General features: G+C 61.1%; 16 protein-coding genes. 6 read left to right on the top strand and 10 right to left on the bottom strand.

Annotated elements, in window-relative coordinates:
• The 7 genes from WB650_RS00565 to WB650_RS00595 form a co-directional block, all read right to left on the bottom strand.
• On the bottom strand, positions 1 to 1,774 hold a 1,774-nt coding region (locus tag WB650_RS00565; RefSeq protein ID WP_423959024.1), incomplete at its 3' end, for a BatA domain-containing protein.
• Between the two features lie 2 nt (positions 1,775 to 1,776).
• Positions 1,777 to 2,682 (bottom strand): DUF58 domain-containing protein, encoded by a 906-nt coding sequence (locus tag WB650_RS00570; RefSeq protein ID WP_422300725.1) that lies wholly within the window; start codon positions 2,680 to 2,682, stop codon positions 1,777 to 1,779.
• 10 nt (positions 2,683 to 2,692) lie between these two features.
• Positions 2,693 to 3,733 (bottom strand): AAA family ATPase, encoded by a 1,041-nt coding sequence (locus WB650_RS00575; RefSeq protein WP_422300726.1) that lies wholly within the window; start codon positions 3,731 to 3,733, stop codon positions 2,693 to 2,695.
• On the bottom strand, positions 3,730 to 4,992 hold the full coding sequence (locus WB650_RS00580) for a hypothetical protein (RefSeq protein ID WP_422300727.1): 1,263 nt from the start codon (positions 4,990 to 4,992) through the stop codon (positions 3,730 to 3,732). Before WB650_RS00580 ends, WB650_RS00575 begins: the two co-directional genes overlap by 4 nt.
• A 184-nt stretch (positions 4,993 to 5,176) precedes the next feature.
• The gene (locus WB650_RS00585; protein ID WP_422300728.1) at positions 5,177 to 5,959 is read right to left on the bottom strand and encodes a hypothetical protein; all 783 of its coding nucleotides are present in this window, start codon (positions 5,957 to 5,959) and stop codon (positions 5,177 to 5,179) included.
• 19 nt (positions 5,960 to 5,978) lie between these two features.
• Positions 5,979 to 6,875: an NAD(P)-dependent oxidoreductase gene (locus WB650_RS00590; RefSeq protein WP_422300729.1), complete on the bottom strand. Its 897-nt coding sequence runs from the start codon at positions 6,873 to 6,875 to the stop codon at positions 5,979 to 5,981.
• A 51-nt stretch (positions 6,876 to 6,926) separates the two neighbouring features.
• Positions 6,927 to 7,625, bottom strand: coding sequence for an endonuclease III domain-containing protein (locus WB650_RS00595; RefSeq protein ID WP_422300730.1), 699 nt, complete (start codon positions 7,623 to 7,625; stop codon positions 6,927 to 6,929).
• 290 nt (positions 7,626 to 7,915) lie between these two features.
• Here WB650_RS00595 and WB650_RS00600 point away from each other — a divergent pair, with 290 nt between their 5' ends.
• Together WB650_RS00600 and WB650_RS00605 are read left to right on the top strand one after the other, a co-directional pair.
• Positions 7,916 to 9,379 carry a M20/M25/M40 family metallo-hydrolase gene (locus WB650_RS00600; RefSeq protein ID WP_423959028.1) on the top strand — a complete coding sequence of 488 codons (1,464 nt, stop codon included), beginning with the start codon at positions 7,916 to 7,918 and terminating at the stop codon, positions 9,377 to 9,379.
• An 11-nt stretch (positions 9,380 to 9,390) separates the two neighbouring features.
• Complete coding sequence (locus WB650_RS00605) at positions 9,391 to 10,581, top strand: FIST N-terminal domain-containing protein (RefSeq protein ID WP_422300732.1); 1,191 nt, start codon at positions 9,391 to 9,393, stop codon at positions 10,579 to 10,581.
• Positions 10,582 to 10,816: 235 nt separating this feature from the next.
• Here the strand turns inward: WB650_RS00605 and WB650_RS00610 are convergent, their stop codons facing one another.
• Positions 10,817 to 11,602 carry a class I SAM-dependent methyltransferase gene (locus WB650_RS00610; RefSeq protein WP_422300733.1) on the bottom strand — a complete coding sequence of 262 codons (786 nt, stop codon included), beginning with the start codon at positions 11,600 to 11,602 and terminating at the stop codon, positions 10,817 to 10,819.
• A 140-nt stretch (positions 11,603 to 11,742) separates the two neighbouring features.
• Between WB650_RS00610 and WB650_RS00615 the strand changes: the two genes are divergently transcribed.
• Both WB650_RS00615 and WB650_RS00620 read left to right on the top strand, forming a co-directional pair.
• Positions 11,743 to 11,991, top strand: a complete 249-nt coding sequence (locus WB650_RS00615; protein ID WP_422300734.1) for a hypothetical protein — start codon at positions 11,743 to 11,745, stop codon at positions 11,989 to 11,991.
• Positions 11,992 to 12,106: 115 nt separating this feature from the next.
• Complete coding sequence (locus tag WB650_RS00620; RefSeq protein ID WP_423959030.1) at positions 12,107 to 13,234, top strand: acyl-CoA dehydrogenase family protein; 1,128 nt, start codon at positions 12,107 to 12,109, stop codon at positions 13,232 to 13,234.
• A gap of 103 nt (positions 13,235 to 13,337) precedes the next feature.
• Here WB650_RS00620 and WB650_RS00625 read toward each other — a convergent pair whose 3' ends face one another.
• Positions 13,338 to 14,069, bottom strand: a complete 732-nt coding sequence (locus WB650_RS00625; protein WP_422307056.1) for a hypothetical protein — start codon at positions 14,067 to 14,069, stop codon at positions 13,338 to 13,340.
• A 71-nt stretch (positions 14,070 to 14,140) separates the two neighbouring features.
• Positions 14,141 to 15,514 carry an MFS transporter gene (locus WB650_RS00630; protein ID WP_422307054.1) on the bottom strand — a complete coding sequence of 458 codons (1,374 nt, stop codon included), beginning with the start codon at positions 15,512 to 15,514 and terminating at the stop codon, positions 14,141 to 14,143.
• Positions 15,515 to 15,670: 156 nt separating this feature from the next.
• On the opposite strand from WB650_RS00630, the gene WB650_RS00635 reads away from it, so the two are divergent.
• The gene (locus tag WB650_RS00635) at positions 15,671 to 16,396 is read left to right on the top strand and encodes a hypothetical protein (protein ID WP_422307052.1); all 726 of its coding nucleotides are present in this window, start codon (positions 15,671 to 15,673) and stop codon (positions 16,394 to 16,396) included.
• A 194-nt stretch (positions 16,397 to 16,590) separates the two neighbouring features.
• Entirely contained in the window at positions 16,591 to 17,190 is a 600-nt protein-coding gene (locus WB650_RS00640) for a TetR/AcrR family transcriptional regulator (RefSeq protein ID WP_423959032.1), read from the top strand.
• The last annotated feature ends 106 nt before the right edge of the window (positions 17,191 to 17,296 follow it).

Raw genomic sequence — 17,296 nt, forward strand, 5'->3', positions numbered from 1 at the left:
GCAGGTTCGCAATCGCCGCGGCTTTTCCGACCGGAGCGCCCGCCTCGGCCTGCGGTTTTGCGACGAGGTCGGACTCGGTCGCGTCGTAGTAGTTGGCGAGCACCTGCGTGGTCACGCCGCCGGATTCGAGGGTGTAGCGTCCAGCCTGCAGCGGACGGATTCGCACGCGGCCCCATTTGTCGGCAGCAATTGTACGCACGCTTGCGTCGGGCTGGGTAACGCGCGCCGTTCCATTCGCAGGCACGCTCACATCGGAGCCGGTCGCGACGATGAAAATATCGCGCGGCGCGGTGAGTTGCTTCATGAGATCGACGGTCAGCACCAGCGCGTCGAGATGGTCAGGCGCGAGCAGCAGGTGATCGCGTACGTCGAAGGCGAGTACGCCGACGGGACCGCTGGTCGCGCGACCGATCGCGGCGATCGGAATCGACGGATGGCCGGGGCCCGCAGCGGTGGCGATCAGATCCATCCATTCGGGAATTGCGACGATTCGGGTCGCGCCCAGCGTCAGAGATTCCGTCGCGGGCGATTGGCCCATCGAGTCATTACGAATATCGGCGTTCGCAATCGTCCCACTGACGGAGATTCCCACGCCGGCTGCGTACGGCGAACTCTTCGTCGCATCCGGCGGATATATGAGGAGCGTGGACGCCGCCTTGACCGCCGGCAAATAGCAGTCGTGCATCACAGCTAGCTCGAGCGGCTTCGCGTTCGCGGCGGCTGCGTTCGATTGCGGAACGTATTTAGAGGGATCGGCGGTCTCGATCTGGAAATTCGAGTTGACCGCGAGCAACACGCGCGCGATATCGTCGCGCACCGCGGCGTCGGGCGAAAGCACCAGCACGCGCGCCGCGACATCGGACGGCGCATACGCGTAGCGGCTATTGTCTGCGTCGATCGCATCGGCGGTCAGAATTCGCGCATGCAGCAAACCGCCCGTCTTGAGCGGTCCGAACGACGCCAGAATCTGTTCGCGCGGCGCGAGCATCATGGTCTGATGAAACTCCTCGGCGTCACCGAGATCGATTGCCAGTTCCGCTGGATGAGGCCGCGCGGAGAAGTTGCGAATCACGGTGCGGCCGCGCGTCGACCCGGGGATGCCGGGATCGAGCGACACGATCGCCAGGTTGGAATCGCCGGAGCCAACCTGGTGGAAATTGACCCGCGCGGTCGAGGCGGCGTCTGCAAGAATCGCGGGCGCGGGCGGACGGTCCGCGAACAGATCGATTTCCGACGCGCCATGCGCTCGAATCAGTGCCGCTCTGAGAGCCGCCGTGCGCGCGGGTACCGCCATCGGAACCAGATCGTCGAGCGCCTTGCGCAAATCGGCCCGGTTCGCCGTCTGCGGATGCCGCACCTGCGCTTCGAGTGCGTATGCGATCACGCTGAACTCGTCGCCAATCGGAGCTTGATCGATTATTTCCAGGGCGTCGTGACGCGCCTGGTCCAGCCGTGTGCCGGAGCCGTCGTGCGCGCTCATCCCGGCGCCGAGATCGAACACCAGCGCGTGGCTGCGGCCGTGACCGGGCGACGGCGGTCGCATCACGTACAGTCCAGCGATCGCGAGCGTCAATGCTGCCAGCGTCGCCATCTCGAGCCAGAACAGCGGGTCGAGCCGCACTTGACGAACGCTCGCAACCGGAGCGGGCGCCTCGTCGAAAAGCATCAGGCTCGACACTTCGATCGTCGGACGCGATCTCGATCGCAGATAAATCAGCACCAGCAGCGCGAGGCTGAGGCCATAAATGATGTTCTGCGGATTCAGGAAGCCCACGGCTATCTCACAATTCCGAGCAGCGGCAGTTCGCGTTCCATAAAACTATCCAGGTTGCCCGCGCCGAACGCCTGCGCGTACGTAATCGCGTGCGACGTGCAGATTTGACGCAGATGCGCGACGATCTTTTCAACCTTGCGCCTAATCGCCGCGATCATCGTCGGGCCGAGCACCGTTTCGCGGACTTCACCGGTCTCCGCATCACGAATGCGATAGAGCCCCGGCGGATACGCGGCACTGCTCTCCTGCTCGCCCATCACGTGGATTACTTTTACGTCGTGGCGTGCGGCCACCAGCCGCTTGAGCGCATCTTCGATGTCGAGTTCGTTCACGAGAAAATCCGAAATGACGACGACTGTCCCGGCCGGCCGGCGCTGAAGCAGCAATTCGTCAACGACTGCGCCCAATCGTGTCTCGCCGCCCGCTCTCACCGACGTCACGAACGATTTGAAATTGAGGTACGACTCGCGGCGGCGATGAAACGGCGTCGCCTCGAGCTTCATCGACCCGCGATGCATCGCGAACGCGCCGATTCGCACCGCGTCGTTGTCAGCCATCCCGATGTACGCGAGCGACGCGCCGATCGCCAGCGCGAGCCCGAGCTTGTCGTCGCGCTCGGGCAATCCCATCGACGCGCTCGCGTCGATTAGCGAGGTGACCTCGACCTGCCGGTCGGCGCGATACGTTCGCAGCATCAGTTCGTCGAGGCGCGCGAACGCGTTCCAGTCGAGGAAGCGCAAATCGTCGCCGGGCGCGTAATCCTTGTAATTTTCCGGCTCGATTCCGAGACCCTGGACGCGGCCGAGAGCGCGCTGGCCGGCGCGGACGGTGCGGGCGCGCTTGATGCCCAGCACCAGCCGGTCCAACTTGCGCAAATATTCGGGCTCGAAAGCGCGTGCCTCGAGCATCGTCGACCGCCTATACTTTCGCAGCGCGAACCGACTTGATGACGCGCTCGACAATGTGCGCGGCGTCGATTCCGTCGGATAGCGCGGCGTAGTTGAGCATTATGCGATGGGCCAGCGCAGCGACCGCGACGTGCTCGATATCTTCACGCGCGATATTGGCGCGCCCGTCGAGCAGCGCACGCACCTTGGCGCCGAGAATCAACGCCTGCGCGCCGCGCGGACTCGAGCCGAACATCACGTAGCGATTGACCATCTCGTCGTGCACCGCCTTGGCCTCGTCGGTCACGAAGCGCGAGTTCTGCGGCTGCGTCGCACGCACCAGCCGCGCCGCGTAAGTCTCCATCGCGGGTGCGGCCATCACTTCGCGCACCAGCCGCTTGAGGCCTTCAACATGATCGGCGGCTTCGGCCGCGTGGAAGATAGGCTCGATGCCCGCGTCTTCGGGGCCGGTGGTCGACGAGATAATTCGCGTCAGTTCGGTTTCGTCGGGATAGTTCAGCCGGACTTTGAACAGGAAGCGATCGAGCTGCGCCTCGGGCAGCGGATAGGTGCCCTCCATCTCGATCGGATTCAGCGTGGCCATCACGAAGTATGGCGGCTTTAGGCGGTAGGTCGTGCCTGACACAGTCACTTGCAGCTCGGCCATCGCCTCGAGCAACGCGGACTGCGTCTTCGGCGTCGCGCGATTGATCTCGTCGCCGAGCAGGATATGGCAGAACGCGGGCCCCGGCTGAAAGGTGAACTCGCGACGACCGTCCTCGCCCGAGAGGATCACGCGTGTCCCGGTGATATCCGCCGGCATCAGGTCGACGGTGAACTGAATTCGGTTGAAGCTAAGATTGAGCGCGAGCCCCAGCGTCTTGACCAGCGTGGTCTTGCCGGTGCCGGGCACACCTTCGATCAGAACGTGACCGCCCGCGAACAGTGCCGAGAGCAATTCCTCGACCGCCTGCTCGTGACCAATGATAGATTTATGGATCTCGGCCTGAATCCGCCGAAACGTCCGGGCGAAATCCGCCACTGTTGGCGTTTCCGCCTGTACGTCGCTCATCGTTCGAATACCCGCTTGATTGTAGTTCGATCGTCGGCCGGCACTGCGGCGCGCGCCACCGGCTCGTCCGGCTCCTGGTTCACGCTGAGAGGAGTGCGCACTTTGGGCGGCACGTACGCGTGACCGGCGCCCTTCGCGCCGTGATCGACGGGCCGCGCCTCGATTGCAATCTCAAATCCCTCGTTGCCCAGCTTCGACGCCGCGGGCGCACCGAACAGACTGTCGGGATCGGCGCCGATTCCATGCGCCGAGCCGCCGTTGCTGCTGTTCTCACCGCTCTGCTGGATATTGCGATCGGCGGCATTGTCGTCCTTGTTGGGATTGTCGACGCCGGCGTTGGACTCGACGCTCGCCGCACCCCGGCCGCCCGGCGAAGGCCACGAATTCGGCTGGCGCGAATCGTCTTCCGGTGGCAAATCGAGCGCGTGGTTGGACTTCGGCTGGTCTTGTTGGAACTGTCCTGCAACCTCGCCGTGCCGATTCTTCTGCGCATCGGGCGCGCGATGAATTTCATTTTGATCCTGATCGCGTCCCGCGTCGGCCAGCCGCAGGTTGAGCCGCTGCTTCGAGGCCGCCTGCTGCCCGGTGAGCTTGTTTTGCAGATTCCCGGCCATGTCACGCGCGCGATTCATCAGCTGATTCAGCGAACTACCGGTGGCATCTCCGCCGCCCGCACCTTCGCGAGCGAGCTTCTCCTGGAGCCGGCGCATGGTCGCAGCGTCTGCGGTAACCTGCATCCCGTTTTCATCGCCCGGTTCGGCGGGCCTTACATGCAAATCGTCGAGATCGACCGTGAGATCGTCCTGCCCGTTGCCCGGAGTGATCACCGGCGGACGCTTGATTTTTGAAATGGGAAATGCGAGCGCCGCCAGCACGATTGCTCCCGCCAACGGATAGACCGCGCGCGATACGCGACGACGCTCGATCTTCGAGACTGAGAATTCATCGTGATGCCCGAGCGTGTCCTCGACCAGGTACGACCACAACGGGCCGCGGCTTCCGGTGTCCTTGAGCGCGACGATTGTCGAGAGCCGTCCCTTCAGCTCCGCGCGATCGTCGGCAATTGCGGCTGCCTTCACCGCGCTCGTACGCATTTGCCATCCGGCCGAGGCGGCGCTCGCGATACCTATTATCGCGACGACCACCAGCGCCGCACCGCCAACCAGGAAAGCGAGCGGCGTCAGCAAATATGCCATCGCGAAAACGGCGGCGCCGGCCGCAATTGCGATCGCGAGGGTGTAGAAAATCGCGTGCTGCAATGCCAGCGAGTTCAGTCGCGCCCGAACCGAACCTACCCGGCCCAGAATTTGCCTGAGTTTCTCGTCAGCTCGCCTGTCTTGTGAGGGAAACGACATCAAATGCGCCAAGCGCGTAGATCGACAATAGTTTAGCGCATCTACTCAAGCAACGATAAATCTCCGGTGACCGCGACTGTTGGTCAGGTCAGAACGTCCATCCGACAATCGACTTGAGAAAGATTCCGTTACTTGCGCGAGTCACGCCGATCCCCACGCCCAGATTGAGCTCGAGCTGCGGGATAAAATCGAAATTCAGCGTCGGCACAATGAAATGCTGCTGCTCCTGCACCTTCGCCAGCGGCTGAATCGATCCCATATCGCCGTAGTATTCGAGCGCTGGCGAAAGCCAGTCGTTGAGCTTGTAGACCAGCATGCCCGACGGATCGAATTGCATTCCGCGGTGCGCGCCGGGACCGCTGAATGGATCTATGAACGCGAAGTCCGTCACCAGCCGAAAATTTTTGTAGTTCGCGCCCGCGATCGGCCGCAGCTCCAGCGTCAGGGGATTCTCCTCGGCCGCATGCCTCATGTAGTCGAGCTCGATATTTCCGCCGAATTGCACCGGCCACTCGAAGGTCTGCGGGATTCCGAAATGGACCTTGGTACGTGAGCCCGAATATTCGTAGTCGCCGTTCGAGAGCTTCGCAGTGCAGAAATACTGGCCGACCTCGAGCCAGCGCAGAACTCCGTAGGTGCCTTCGACTGTTTCGTGTACCTGGTAAACGTCCATCTGGCTTTTCGCCAGCTGCCCGGTGGCGGTCGTGATCGTGTTCGAGTGAAGTTCGAGCGTCAGATGCCCGACTGGCGCCGTGCCCGTGTCGTAAATCTGAATTTCGTAGAAATCGATCGCTTGCGACGGACGCGCGCCCGCGAGTAATGGGCCGATAGTTACAGCGATCGCTAAAATGTGTCGGACATATTTCTTCACGCGAGTCCGGATAAATTCTTTAGCGCGATTCCTTGAGGCCAGCGTCGTCGGCCGCTCCCAGAGCGATCGCGGACCAGTCCAGGTCGGCACGTCCCTTCGCAATCGCCGAAACGAACCGATCGTGCAGCAGGCTCGCCGTCGGCATCGGCGCCGTCACCTCCGAGGCGTTCTGAAGCACGAGGTTCATATCCTTGAGTCCGAGCGGCAGCCGAAAACCCGGCGGGCTGAACCGTCCATGCGAAATGATCGCGCCATAGCCCTGGTACACCGGCGCCGCGAACAGCGTCTTCGTCAGCATCTCGAGTGCGGCGGACGGATCGACGCCGCTTTTGCGCATCATCGCGGATGCCTCGCCCATCGCCTCCATCGCCGCTGCGATCATGAAGTTGCCCGCGAGCTTCACCACGTTCGCCGAGCCAACGTTGTCGCCAAAGTCGAATATCGCATCGCCCATCGCCTCGAGGATCGGTTTCACTTTGGTTTTGGCTTCAGCAGGCCCCGAAACGCAGATCTTCAACTGCTTCGCCTGTGCCGCCGTCGGCCGCCCGAACACCGGCGCCGCAACCATCACGCTCCCATGCGACGCGTGATACGCGGCCAACTCGCGCGTAGTCGCCGGCGAGACGGTACTCATCGAGATATGAATTCCGTCGGGCGCGAGATGCTCGGCGATCGCATCCGGACCAGTAACCAGTGCCTTGACCGCGGCGTCATCGGCGAGCATCGAGACGACGATCCCTCCAGGCTGCGCGACGTCGCCCGCGCGATCCGCGCGAAGCGCACCTTTCGCAACGAGAGGCTCGGCCTTCGACGCGGTCCGATTGTAAACCGTCAGATGGAATCCCGCGGCGAGCAAGTTCGTCGCCATCGGCAGACCCATCGCGCCCAACCCGACAAATCCAATTTTTTGTGCCATAAGCTCACGTTACCACCAGGCCCGACTGGAGCAATGAATTTTTTTGGCCGTTCACCGCGAGTGCACGACGCCGATCCGCGGGCACTGCGCCGCGATCTTGCATCGCGAGCACCACGGCGACGTCGGATGACAAATCGTCTGGCCGAATGCGACCAGGATTCCGTTGTACTCGAGCCAATGCTTCGACGGCAGCACCGCTCGCAGCGCAACCTCGGTCTTGTCCGGCGTCTTGGTGCGCACCAGGCCCCATCGATTCGAAATGCGATGCACATGAGTATCGACGCAGATCCCCGGCTTCGCATACGCCTCGGTCACGACCAGATTCGCGGTCTTGCGCCCGACGCCCTTGAGCGTCAGCAGCGCGTCGATCTCGTCAGGCACGCGTCCGTCGAATTTATCGATCAGGTCGCGGCAAATTCCGCGGATAACCCGCGCCTTGGTGCGATAGAAGCCCACCGGAAAGATAAGCCGCTCGAGCGTTTTCGGCGAAAGCGCGAGTATCGCATCCGGCGTATGCGCGCGATCGAACAATCGCACCGACGCCGCCGCGGTAGTCGCGTCCTTGGTGCGCAGACTCAGGATGCACGAGATCAGCGTCCGAAACGGATCGCGATGCTGCACCGCGATAAAACTCACAATCGGCGCATTCCACGACGGCGCCTCGCGCCTGAGCACGCTTAGCGCACGACTGACCCCGCGCGCATCCAGCGGCGCGCGCCGCATCGGTTTTATTTTATTAACTGATGCCACTTTCGCTTCCGTCGAACGGGTTTCAGCCTTTGTGCGTTGCTGCCTACGAGATACCGCGCAGGTGCGCGAGATCTTTCGCTGCGCTTCAAGATGACACAAAAAAGCGAGCGACCCCACGCGCCATTCTGAGCTCCTGCAGCGAAGAATCTCGACAGACGCCCTCGCGTCCGGCGCAGGCACGCTCGCCTGCGCGCCTTCATCGCACTTCGCTTTTGTCCATCGAGCCGGTTGACGGCGCGCTCGCGACCGTGTTGCTTCATGGCGTGATTAAAGTCTTACCGCGGCGCTCGATGACTCACGCATCCGCTATCAACGCCTTTTCGCTACTCGCTTGCCTTGCGATTTCCAGCGCCGCTTTCGCTGCCTCACCCGCGGGCTCACCCAATGTGCTGCCGGCCGAGTCCATGGGCGTCACAGAGGCGCCGCCGCCTCAGCCAATCAATTGGGATCGCGTAACCCAGGAAGCGACCGACCTGCTGTCTAAGTACATTCAGATCAACACCACCAATCCGCCCGGCAACGAGCTCGAGGCGGCGCGGATGCTCAAGGAAAAATTTCTCACCGACGGCGTTCCCGCCACCACCTGGGAGCCGCAGCATGGACGCGGAATCGTCGCAGCCCGCCTCCGCGGCATCGGCAAGCATAACAAGTCGATCATCCTGTTGAGCCATATGGACGTCGTGCCGGCAAATCCCAAGGAATGGCAGGTGCCGCCCTTCTCGGGCCTCGTCAAGAACGGGGAAATCTGGGGACGCGGCGCGATCGACGACAAGGGCCCCGGCGTCATCGAGCTGATGGCGATGCTCGCGATCAAGCGCGCGGGCATCCTGCTCAATCGCGACGTCTTGTTCATCGCCACCGGCGACGAGGAAGAAGGGGGCAAGAATGGCGCGGGATGGTTCGTCGATCACGAGGCCAGCGTCTTCTCCGATGCCGGCTACCTGCTCAACGAAGGCGGCGGGATTCACCCGCTGGCCGACAACAAGCGCAAGGTCTACGTAGTCTCGGTCACCGAGAAGACTCCCCTCTGGCTACGGCTCACTGCCAATGGCCCGGCCGGGCACGCGTCCGATCCGCCTGCGGAAACGGCGGTCACGCGGCTGGTGCGTGCGCTGGATAAATTGAGCGAGTACAAGACGCCCATCCACGTCATCGGTCCGGTGCAGGACTACTATCATTCGATCGCTCAGCTCGATCACGGGCCGCGGGAGCTGCTCGATCTCGCCTCGGCGCTGAAGAATCCCGCGTTTCAGGAGAAGTTTGTTTCCGATCCGGGCCAGAACGCGCAGGTCCGCGACACCATCACGCCCACCGTGCTGTCCGCCAGCCAGAAGACCAACGTGATTTCCGAGACGGCGTACGCGGAAATCGATTGCCGGCTGCTGCCGGGCAGCGATTCGAAGACAGTGGTGAACGACATCAAAAAAGCGATTGCCGACGACAGCATCAAGATTGATGTGCTCCTGAACTTTCAGCCGATCTCGTCGCCGTCGCGCTCGCCGCTGATGAACGCAATCGAGACGCTGGCTCGGGTTCACGATCAGGCGAGTGTCGTGCCCTCGATGGTCATAGGTTTCACCGACAGCCACTATTTTCGCCAGAAAAAAATCGTGTCCTATGGTTTCATTCCGATCGAAGTTCTTCCGGCCGAAGGAAAAGGCATTCACGGCATCAACGAACGGGTCGGAGTGAAGGAACTCGCCGACGGAATTCAACGGATGGTACAATTGCTTAAGATCTTCGGAGGCAAATAGCAGGTGTTGCGATGATTCGAGGCGGCGTTGGTTATTCGACCGCGCGCAATCCGCGCAGCGCCGCTGCCGAGGCGACGGCAGCCGCGCTCGCGCAGGCGGGAATCAGCCGCGCGACCGGGGCCCTATGCTTCGCGACTCCAGCGTATGGCGCGGCGTATCCGATGATCCTGCGCACGGTGGCTTCCGAAGCGCACACACGCGAAGTAGCAGGATGCTCGAGCATGGGCGTCATCGCGGGCGAAACCGAAGCTGAATCCGGCCATGCGCTCGCCGTACTGGTATTTGGCGGCAACGAAGACGAAATCCGTGCAACACGATTCTTCGTACCGACCCTGCGCGGCCGCGCCGCGGGCGTCGCGTCCGACGTTGCCGCCACGGTACGCTCGAAGCTCGGCAAATCGAACCTGCTGATTCTCCTTGCGGATACTTACAACTTCGAAGCAGAGGCGACGCTCGAAGCTCTCGGAACTGAATTGCCCGGCGTGACGATTGCCGGCGGCGGCGCGAGCGAAGACGGCTCAATCGGCGAGACGTTTGTTTTCTGCGGCGACACGATCAGCTCGAACGCCGTCTCGGGGATGCTTGTTTCAGGAGAGTTCGAACTCACACTGGCTAACAGTATCGCATGCGGCCTGATCGGCACGGCGCATCGCGTGACCGCCGCGCGCGACAACATCGTAATCGAGCTCGACGGCCGCCCGGCTTACGAAATCTTCGCGGAAGCCGCCGGGCCCCTGGCCACCGACCTGCGCCGCGCGCTCACGTACATATTCGTCGCGATTCCAGTGTACGAAAACGCGGATACTATTGAGCGCGGACAATTTGTGGTGCGCAACATTGTCGGCGCCAGCGAGGAACACGGCGTTATCGCAGTCGCGTTCCAGCCCAAAGTGGGAGACACGATCGGTTTCGTGCTGCGCGATGCCGAGCGCTCGCGCGAGGACCTGAAGGCGACCCTCGACGATTTGAACGACCGCCTCGACAATCAAACGCCGCCCGCTTTCGGCCTGTACTTCAATTGCGTCTCGCGCGGCGCCGGCCTCTACAACATCCCGGGCCACGATTCCGCCTACATCAGACGCGCCCTCGGCCCGGTCCCCATCGCCGGCTTTTTCACCGGTTTCGAAATCAGCTCGCTCGCCGAGCAAACCTCGCTGCTCCAATACTCCGGCGTCTTGGCATTGATCTCGGGGAAAAAATAGTGCTGATGAACTTGCGCAGCCTGTGAGTGCCGCGTGTGCGCTTTTCCTTTTGTCGTTCAGAGCGCAGCGAAGAATCCCGGATCTTTCTCGGCGCCCGCCGACGCACCCAACCACGGTGTAATCGCGATGACCGCCAATGAGCTCAATCCGTGAGGGATGCGTCCGCCAGCACTGCGAGAGACCGGGATTCTTCGCTGCGCTCTGAATGACACAAAGACAACAGCGCAGACGCTGCTCAAACCGCGCGCAGTGGTAGCTTGCGCGTCACCAGCATCGCGATGCGATACGTGAAATACATCTCGCCGTCGATTCTTACCGGACGCGCGCCGCTTAAATCTTCGACCGCATCGCGCTCGACCATCGCAAGAGCTTTCGCCGCGCGCTCCGGCGACGCATCCGCCGCCTTTATCCACTGCGAGACTGGAGTGCGGTAGCCATGCGACGTAAACCGCACTATTTCGAGCCCGGCCGCGCCCATCATCTTGATCAACTCACTCATCGCGAGCGCATTGGTATGCGAAGTGTCGCGCAACCGTTCGAACTCATTGTAATAGGCCGCGCGCTCCGGCTGTTCGCTGGCAATCAAATCCTCGATCGCCACCAACCCGTCAGCCCGACACACTCGCGCCATCTCGGCAATCACTTTCTCAGGTGCGGCGAAATGATGAACTGCAAACCTACACACGACGACATCAAACTCGCCGTCCTTGAACGGCAGCCGCGATTCGACGTCGCCCTTCTGGAAGCTGACGTTGGTGAGTCCGCGCTCCGCGCGCATCTTCTCGGCAATCTTGAGCGGCGCGTCGGTGAGATCGATTCCCACGACTTCGCGGCACACCGCCGCAAACGCCATCGCGACATGCCCCGGCCCGGTCGCAACTTCCAGCACGCGCGCATCGGCCGGCGGCGCGACAATCTCAACCAGCTTGCGCAGATGCTCCGCGTCGCGAATCGCGGGCGCAGTCGCGTAGTCATTCGCCTGCCGAGTGAATTCTTCGCGGACAAGATCTTTGTGTTCCATTCTTTTCACCGATCCGGTGATCATTGTCGCGGTTCACGCGCGCGAATCAAGCGCGCAACCAGCGCCAGTGCGAAATTGAGTAGTGTCCTAATCTGAAATCTCCTATCGTCAACGCCTAGGCTACGTCACGAGGCAGACACATGAAGAGAGACTTTGCGCTAAGAATAGATTCCCTTTTGGGCGGCGTCCGATCGAGTCTTGACGCAATCGTCGAGTACATGCGGCATCACATTCCGAGCGGCGATTTGTCGGATGAAGAATTCAAGAAGTGTGTCCATTTCGTCGGCAAGAGCATGCATGGCACCATCGAATTTTCGAACGAGCTTTATCGTCTGTTTCCCGACATTACGCCTGATGAGTTGAAGGGCGATCCACCCAAGTCAAAATAGGGCAATGCCACATTCCCGGCGCTTGCACGTTTGAAAGCCTTAATGGTACCTGAAACATGGATCTGAGCGGTTTCAAGCCGCAGGATTCCCCATCGATAAAACGGAGGCACGTAAGTTGGATTTCGGATTTTCTGAAGAACAAGAGATGCTTCGGGACGCGGCCAAGCGCTTTCTGGCCGACAACTGCCCGACCAAGTATGTCCGCCAGATGATGGCGGACGCGACCGCCCACGACCCCGCCTTCTGGAAAAAGCTGGTCGAACTCGGATGGCCGGGACTGCTCATCCCTGAAAGCTACGGCGGACAAGGCGGCAGCTTCCTCGACATGACGGTGATCGTCGAAGAAGCGGGCAAGGCTCTAGTGCCGGGACCCTTCTTTACCTCCGCACTGCTCGCGGCGCCGCTGTTGATTGAAGGCGGCTCGGACCAGCAGAAGAAAGATCTGCTGCCGCGAATGGCGAAAGGTGAGTTCATCGGCACCGTCGCAATCGCGGAGGCCGCGGGCCGCTTCGACGCCGAAGGAATCCAGCTCAAGGCGACCAAGAGCGGCAACGAATACACGATCACCGGCGAGAAGTTTTTCGTGCCCGACGCGCACGTCGCCAACGGGATGGCGGTCGCAGTCCGCACCGGAGGCAGCGGCGAGAAGGGAATCTCGATCCTCGCGATGAGCGCGAAGGCGCCCGGCATCACCATCACTCAGCTCAAGACGGTCGATATGACACGGCGGCTGTGCCACGTGAAGTTCGACAACGTGAAAACTTCTGAACTCGTCGGCAAGGAAGGCGAGGGATGGCCGATTCTGCGGCGCACGCTTGACATCGCAACCGCGGGACTCGCGGCCGAGATGGTCGGGACCGCGCAGAAGGCGCTCGACATGTCGGTCGACTATGCCAAGACGCGTGTGCAGTTCGGCAAGCCGATCGGATCGTTCCAGGCGGTCAAGCACAAGTGCGTCGACATGATGGTCGCGGTCGAGAACGCGCGCTCTCTGACGTACTACGCGTGCTGGACCGTCGACACCAAGGGCGCGGAAGCGGCGACCGCGGTGCCGATGGCGAAAGCGTACGCATCCGACATGGCAAAGAACGTGACGTCGGAAGCAATCCAGGTCCACGGCGGCATCGGCTTCACTTGGGAGCACGACATGCACCTGTTCCATCGCCGCGCTCTGGCCGGCGAAGCAAATTTCGGCAACGCCCCGGTGCATCGGGAGACAGTGGCGAAATCGCTGCTCGGCTGATCGCAGCAAGATAAGATCGATAGAGGGCCGCCGGTATCGAACCCGCGGCCCACTTTATTTCGAGGCGCAAAGCGTGGACTACAGGTCTGACCGAGATCGCGTCCTACAGAGGTGGCAACAATTTTTTGATGGTTTCGACTATTCGAATGCCGTTCCCGATGAACGAAGACAGATTAGCTAAGCGCCCGACGACCTTCCAGAATCTTTCGCCCAAAGGGGTTTTTGACATTCGTTGTCGTGCTTCCGGATTCAGCATCAAAGACCCTAGGGTTTCATTTACGGCTCGCTGAAGAGGTTCTGGTCCGAACAGGTGGTATTGACGCATTGCATCCGTCATCAGCCTGAGCTGCTCCATCAGACAAAGCTTAAGCTCGCCGTCTATCTCACTTTGGCGAATCGCAATTTCGAGGTCATTGATTTCCTTCTGGATCTCTTTCAGCTCCTCCTCTCCAAGTTCTTTCTCTCCCCGTTCGCGCGATAAGCCATCGGCACAATATTGGAGACGTTCAAGAGGTTGAAATCCATTCACTTGAAGCGGTTTAAGAAAACTGGAGAGGTCTCCCACCAGCGATATCGCGCCAAGAGCTGCCCAAACCTCTGGCTTCCAGCTCAGGTATCGATTGGGATCTAAGCGCGGCGTCGCTCGGACTTGCTCTTCCGCGCGAACTGCCAGTTTCGCCATCTCGCCGAGACGCACGAGCAGGTGAGGAGTATCGTTTGTGTTGACCTCGAGAGCACTAGCGAACGAGGTCCGAGCAGGATTGTTGGGAGGAATCCTGACCAAGTGCGTGAGGAGGGCATGGAGACGTGACGCAGGATTGTTCAGCTTGTCCAATTTAGATGTCTCTCTTTTCGCGCCACGCGAACATTCTCGTGGGAAAGATCGGATGATCTATGGAGCCGCGGCTACGCGGTGGCCTTCGATTTTTCTGCTTCGGCGGCAGCGCTTCGTGCGGCTAGGCGGTCGCGCATTGCGCGGTGGCTTTCGCGAGTGATTGGGTAGCGCGAAAAGACCAGCGCGCTTAGCAGGTAGATTGCGGCGGGGCCGAGTGCGAACAGCGCGCGCAGATGTTCTCCCGCTGCCGGCGTGATTCCGCCGCCGCCGGGTTTGTAGCCGACCCAGCTTAAGACCGGGCCGACCATCAGCAGCGTCACCGCGACCGCCAGCTTTATCGACATCGAGGTGATTCCGCCGTACGCGCCTTCCTGGCGCTGGCCGGTGCGCTCCTCGTCCCACTCGATTACGTCAGCCGACGCCGACATCTGCGTGACCCAGATTCCGATTGCCGAGAATCCCGTGAACGCCATCAAGAGGTAGAGCGCGACGGTGCTTTGCGGCGTCATCATCATGAACAGCAGCGAGCCCATCGCGTTGCAGACCATCGCGACCACGAACGCTGGCTTCTTTTCGAAACGCACGGTGATCCGGAACCAGAACGGATACGAGATGACCGAGCCGGCGAAGTATGCGATTAGCCATCGCGCCGCCGCGTTCTCATCGCGATACCAGTACTTCGCCAGGAAGCGGATCAGCACGGTCGGGATGTTGATCGCCATGATCGCCAGCGTCGTGGCGATCAGCAAAATAATGAACGGCCGATTGCCCCCAATCGATTTGATCGACGCCCACAGCTTCGAGCGCTCGAGCGTCGAGAACTCGGCGCGCTCGCGCAGACCCGTGTATGCGAGCATTGCGCCTCCTGCTACCACCACCGCGCAGATTGCGCCGGTCACCTTGAAATCGGTGCCGCGTGCGAACAGGTAGGTAGCCGCGAACGGCAATAGCGCTCCGCTGATATCGCCGACGGTGCCGAGCAGCATTCGGAACGTCGAGAGCTTGGTCCGTTCGTCGTAGTCGAGCGTGAGCTCGGGCATCAGCGCGCTGTACGCCGTCTCGTAGATCTTGCGCGACGTGAGCATCAGGAAATAGAAGCCGAAGAACCATACGAACAAGCCTGCGTGCAGCCGCGGCGGCGAGAGCAGCAGGTAGTAGCAGACCGCCATCGGAATCGCGGCGAAGAAAAACGGCCGGCGGCGTCCTGACTTGAAACGCGCGCGATCGGAAATATTGCCGACCAGCGGATCGGTCACCGCGTCCAGCACCAGCGCGAGGAAGAATGCAAGGCCGGCCAGCGATGGAGAGAGGCCCATCCGATCGCTATAAAAATAGAGCAGGTGAAGCCCGATCAGAGTCACGCACAGGTTGAGGCCGGTCTGCGCCTGCGCGTAGATTAGCAGAGGACGAAGGCCAATCTTTTCGCTCGAACTCCGGTTTGCCACAGTCCGCAGAGACTACTCGATGGACATGCCGATTTACAAAGCGATTGCGATTGCCCGCCCGACTCAGCTATCGGGATGACGATGAGAATTTTCGAGCGAGGTCCGATGCGCGAACGCCGGTGGCTGTTGTTATTGCCCGTTGTACTTCTTCTGTCGATGGCACTGGCGACATCCGGATGCTCGCAGATTAAGGCATGGTGGAATCCCGACGACGACTCGACCGATCTCGACGACGCCGCCAACGCCAACGAGGGTGAGCCGCTGCCGCCTCCGGTCGCCAACGTTGCGATCAGCTACCGGCGTCCGGGCGACGCCCTCGCACGCGCGACCGTGATCAAGTTTTTCGGAGCCGAAGTGATCGCCAACCATCAGCGCGACGCGACGCGTACCGAATCGGTGGTGCGATTCGACGGCGGCGTTCCCATTTGGGAGTTCAAGGCCGACGAAGGAACGTTTGGCTCACTCACCGGCGTCGGGGCGGCCAAGTATTCGCTCAAGAGTGTCGAGTACTCGAAGGTGCCGTCGCACTTCACGCAGGTTCTTCCCGACGAAGGGCCCCCGGAGCCGCTGGACCGCGGAGCCTACTACGTCTTTCAAATCGAGCGGGCGTCCGGTTCCATCAGCTACCAGGCGGTCAAGGTGCTCGCCGATGGTTCCCTGCAGGCGTACAACGCGCAACCGCGCGCGGGCAGCAGTTATCTACTGTGTTGCAACGTCACGTCGGATTTTCCTGAGCCGGTTATTCTTCCGGATACGACGCAGGATGCGGGAACGGCGAATCCGTCGCCTGACGAATCGCCCGATCAGTCCGGCGCTCCTGCGGATCAATCTGCCGCTCCTCCCGAGGGGTCCGGTCCGTCGCTCGATCCCAACGCTCCATAGTGTCTTTAACGCGCTTTTTCGACCTTTCGTTCTCTGGTTAATCGCCGTTGAGGACGTCTTTGTTCAATGAATCCGCCTTTCTCGGCGCAGACAACGCTCATTTCATTTATGAATACTAATTCAGTACTGAACGTCTACTCGTAATTGACACATGATTCATTTTCCGCCTAAAATCCAGTCTCATGGGATCAGCTGTGCGACAATCTGCGGATACGCCGAATCGATTTGATCGTCGTCGTGAAAAAACGCGCGTCGATTTAATCCAGGCGGCCGAGCGCGTCATCTCGAGCAAGGGCTACCATCAGACACGCATCGCCGACATCGCCACCGAAGCTGACGTTGGCCTCGGCACCTTCTACCTGCACTTCAAAACCAAGAACGAAATCTTTATCGAGCTGATCGAGCATGGCGCGGCCGAATTGCGGCGCGAGCTCGCCGAGGCAAAGGCGGGCGTCCATACGCCGGCCGAAAAACTCAAGATCACGATTGACACTATTCTCGACGCGGCGGCCGAAGCGCCGGAACTTTTCCGCATCGTCTTCGGCCACAGCCCCGCGTTTCTCGATCTGATGGTTCGCGTCCACGAAGTGTTCATCGACGACTTGCGCGACGACCTCGCGCCGGCGGTCGGCGAGCGCGCAGACGCGATCGCGCATCTGACAGTCGGAATGCTCTCGCAGGCGATTTCGTGGTTGCTCGCGAGCCGCGATCTCTCTCATGCGGAACTGAAAAATATCACGGTAAATTTTGCCCTGGGCGGACTCGAGCGCGCGGAACGGCTCGGCGCCCCATGAAATGAATCTGGAGGATTCTCGCAATGGCTCACGACCACACGATTGTTAACACCGACCTCGAAAGCGTCTTCCACTGGGACTACAGCGTGAAGTTCCCGCAGATGGA

Origin of the sequence: Binatus sp. (SeqCode) (assembly GCF_049584895.1) — a bacterium.
GTDB lineage: Bacteria > Desulfobacterota > Binatia > Binatales > Binataceae > Binatus.

Bases quoted from the DNA above. Each gene is read 5' to 3' on its own strand.
- WB650_RS00570 (WP_422300725.1), bottom strand. From the start codon at position 2,682: ATGCTCGAGGCACGCGCTTTCGAGCCCGAATATTTGCGCAAGTTGGAC.
- WB650_RS00600 (WP_423959028.1), top strand. From the start codon at position 7,916: ATGACTCACGCATCCGCTATCAACGCCTTTTCGCTACTCGCTTGCCTT.
- WB650_RS00610 (WP_422300733.1), bottom strand. From the start codon at position 11,602: ATGGAACACAAAGATCTTGTCCGCGAAGAATTCACTCGGCAGGCGAAT.
- WB650_RS00605 (WP_422300732.1), top strand. From the start codon at position 9,391: ATGATTCGAGGCGGCGTTGGTTATTCGACCGCGCGCAATCCGCGCAGC.
- WB650_RS00575 (WP_422300726.1), bottom strand. From the start codon at position 3,733: ATGAGCGACGTACAGGCGGAAACGCCAACAGTGGCGGATTTCGCCCGG.
- WB650_RS00590 (WP_422300729.1), bottom strand. From the start codon at position 6,875: ATGGCACAAAAAATTGGATTTGTCGGGTTGGGCGCGATGGGTCTGCCG.
- WB650_RS00635 (WP_422307052.1), top strand. From the start codon at position 15,671: ATGGCACTGGCGACATCCGGATGCTCGCAGATTAAGGCATGGTGGAAT.
- WB650_RS00615 (WP_422300734.1), top strand. From the start codon at position 11,743: ATGAAGAGAGACTTTGCGCTAAGAATAGATTCCCTTTTGGGCGGCGTC.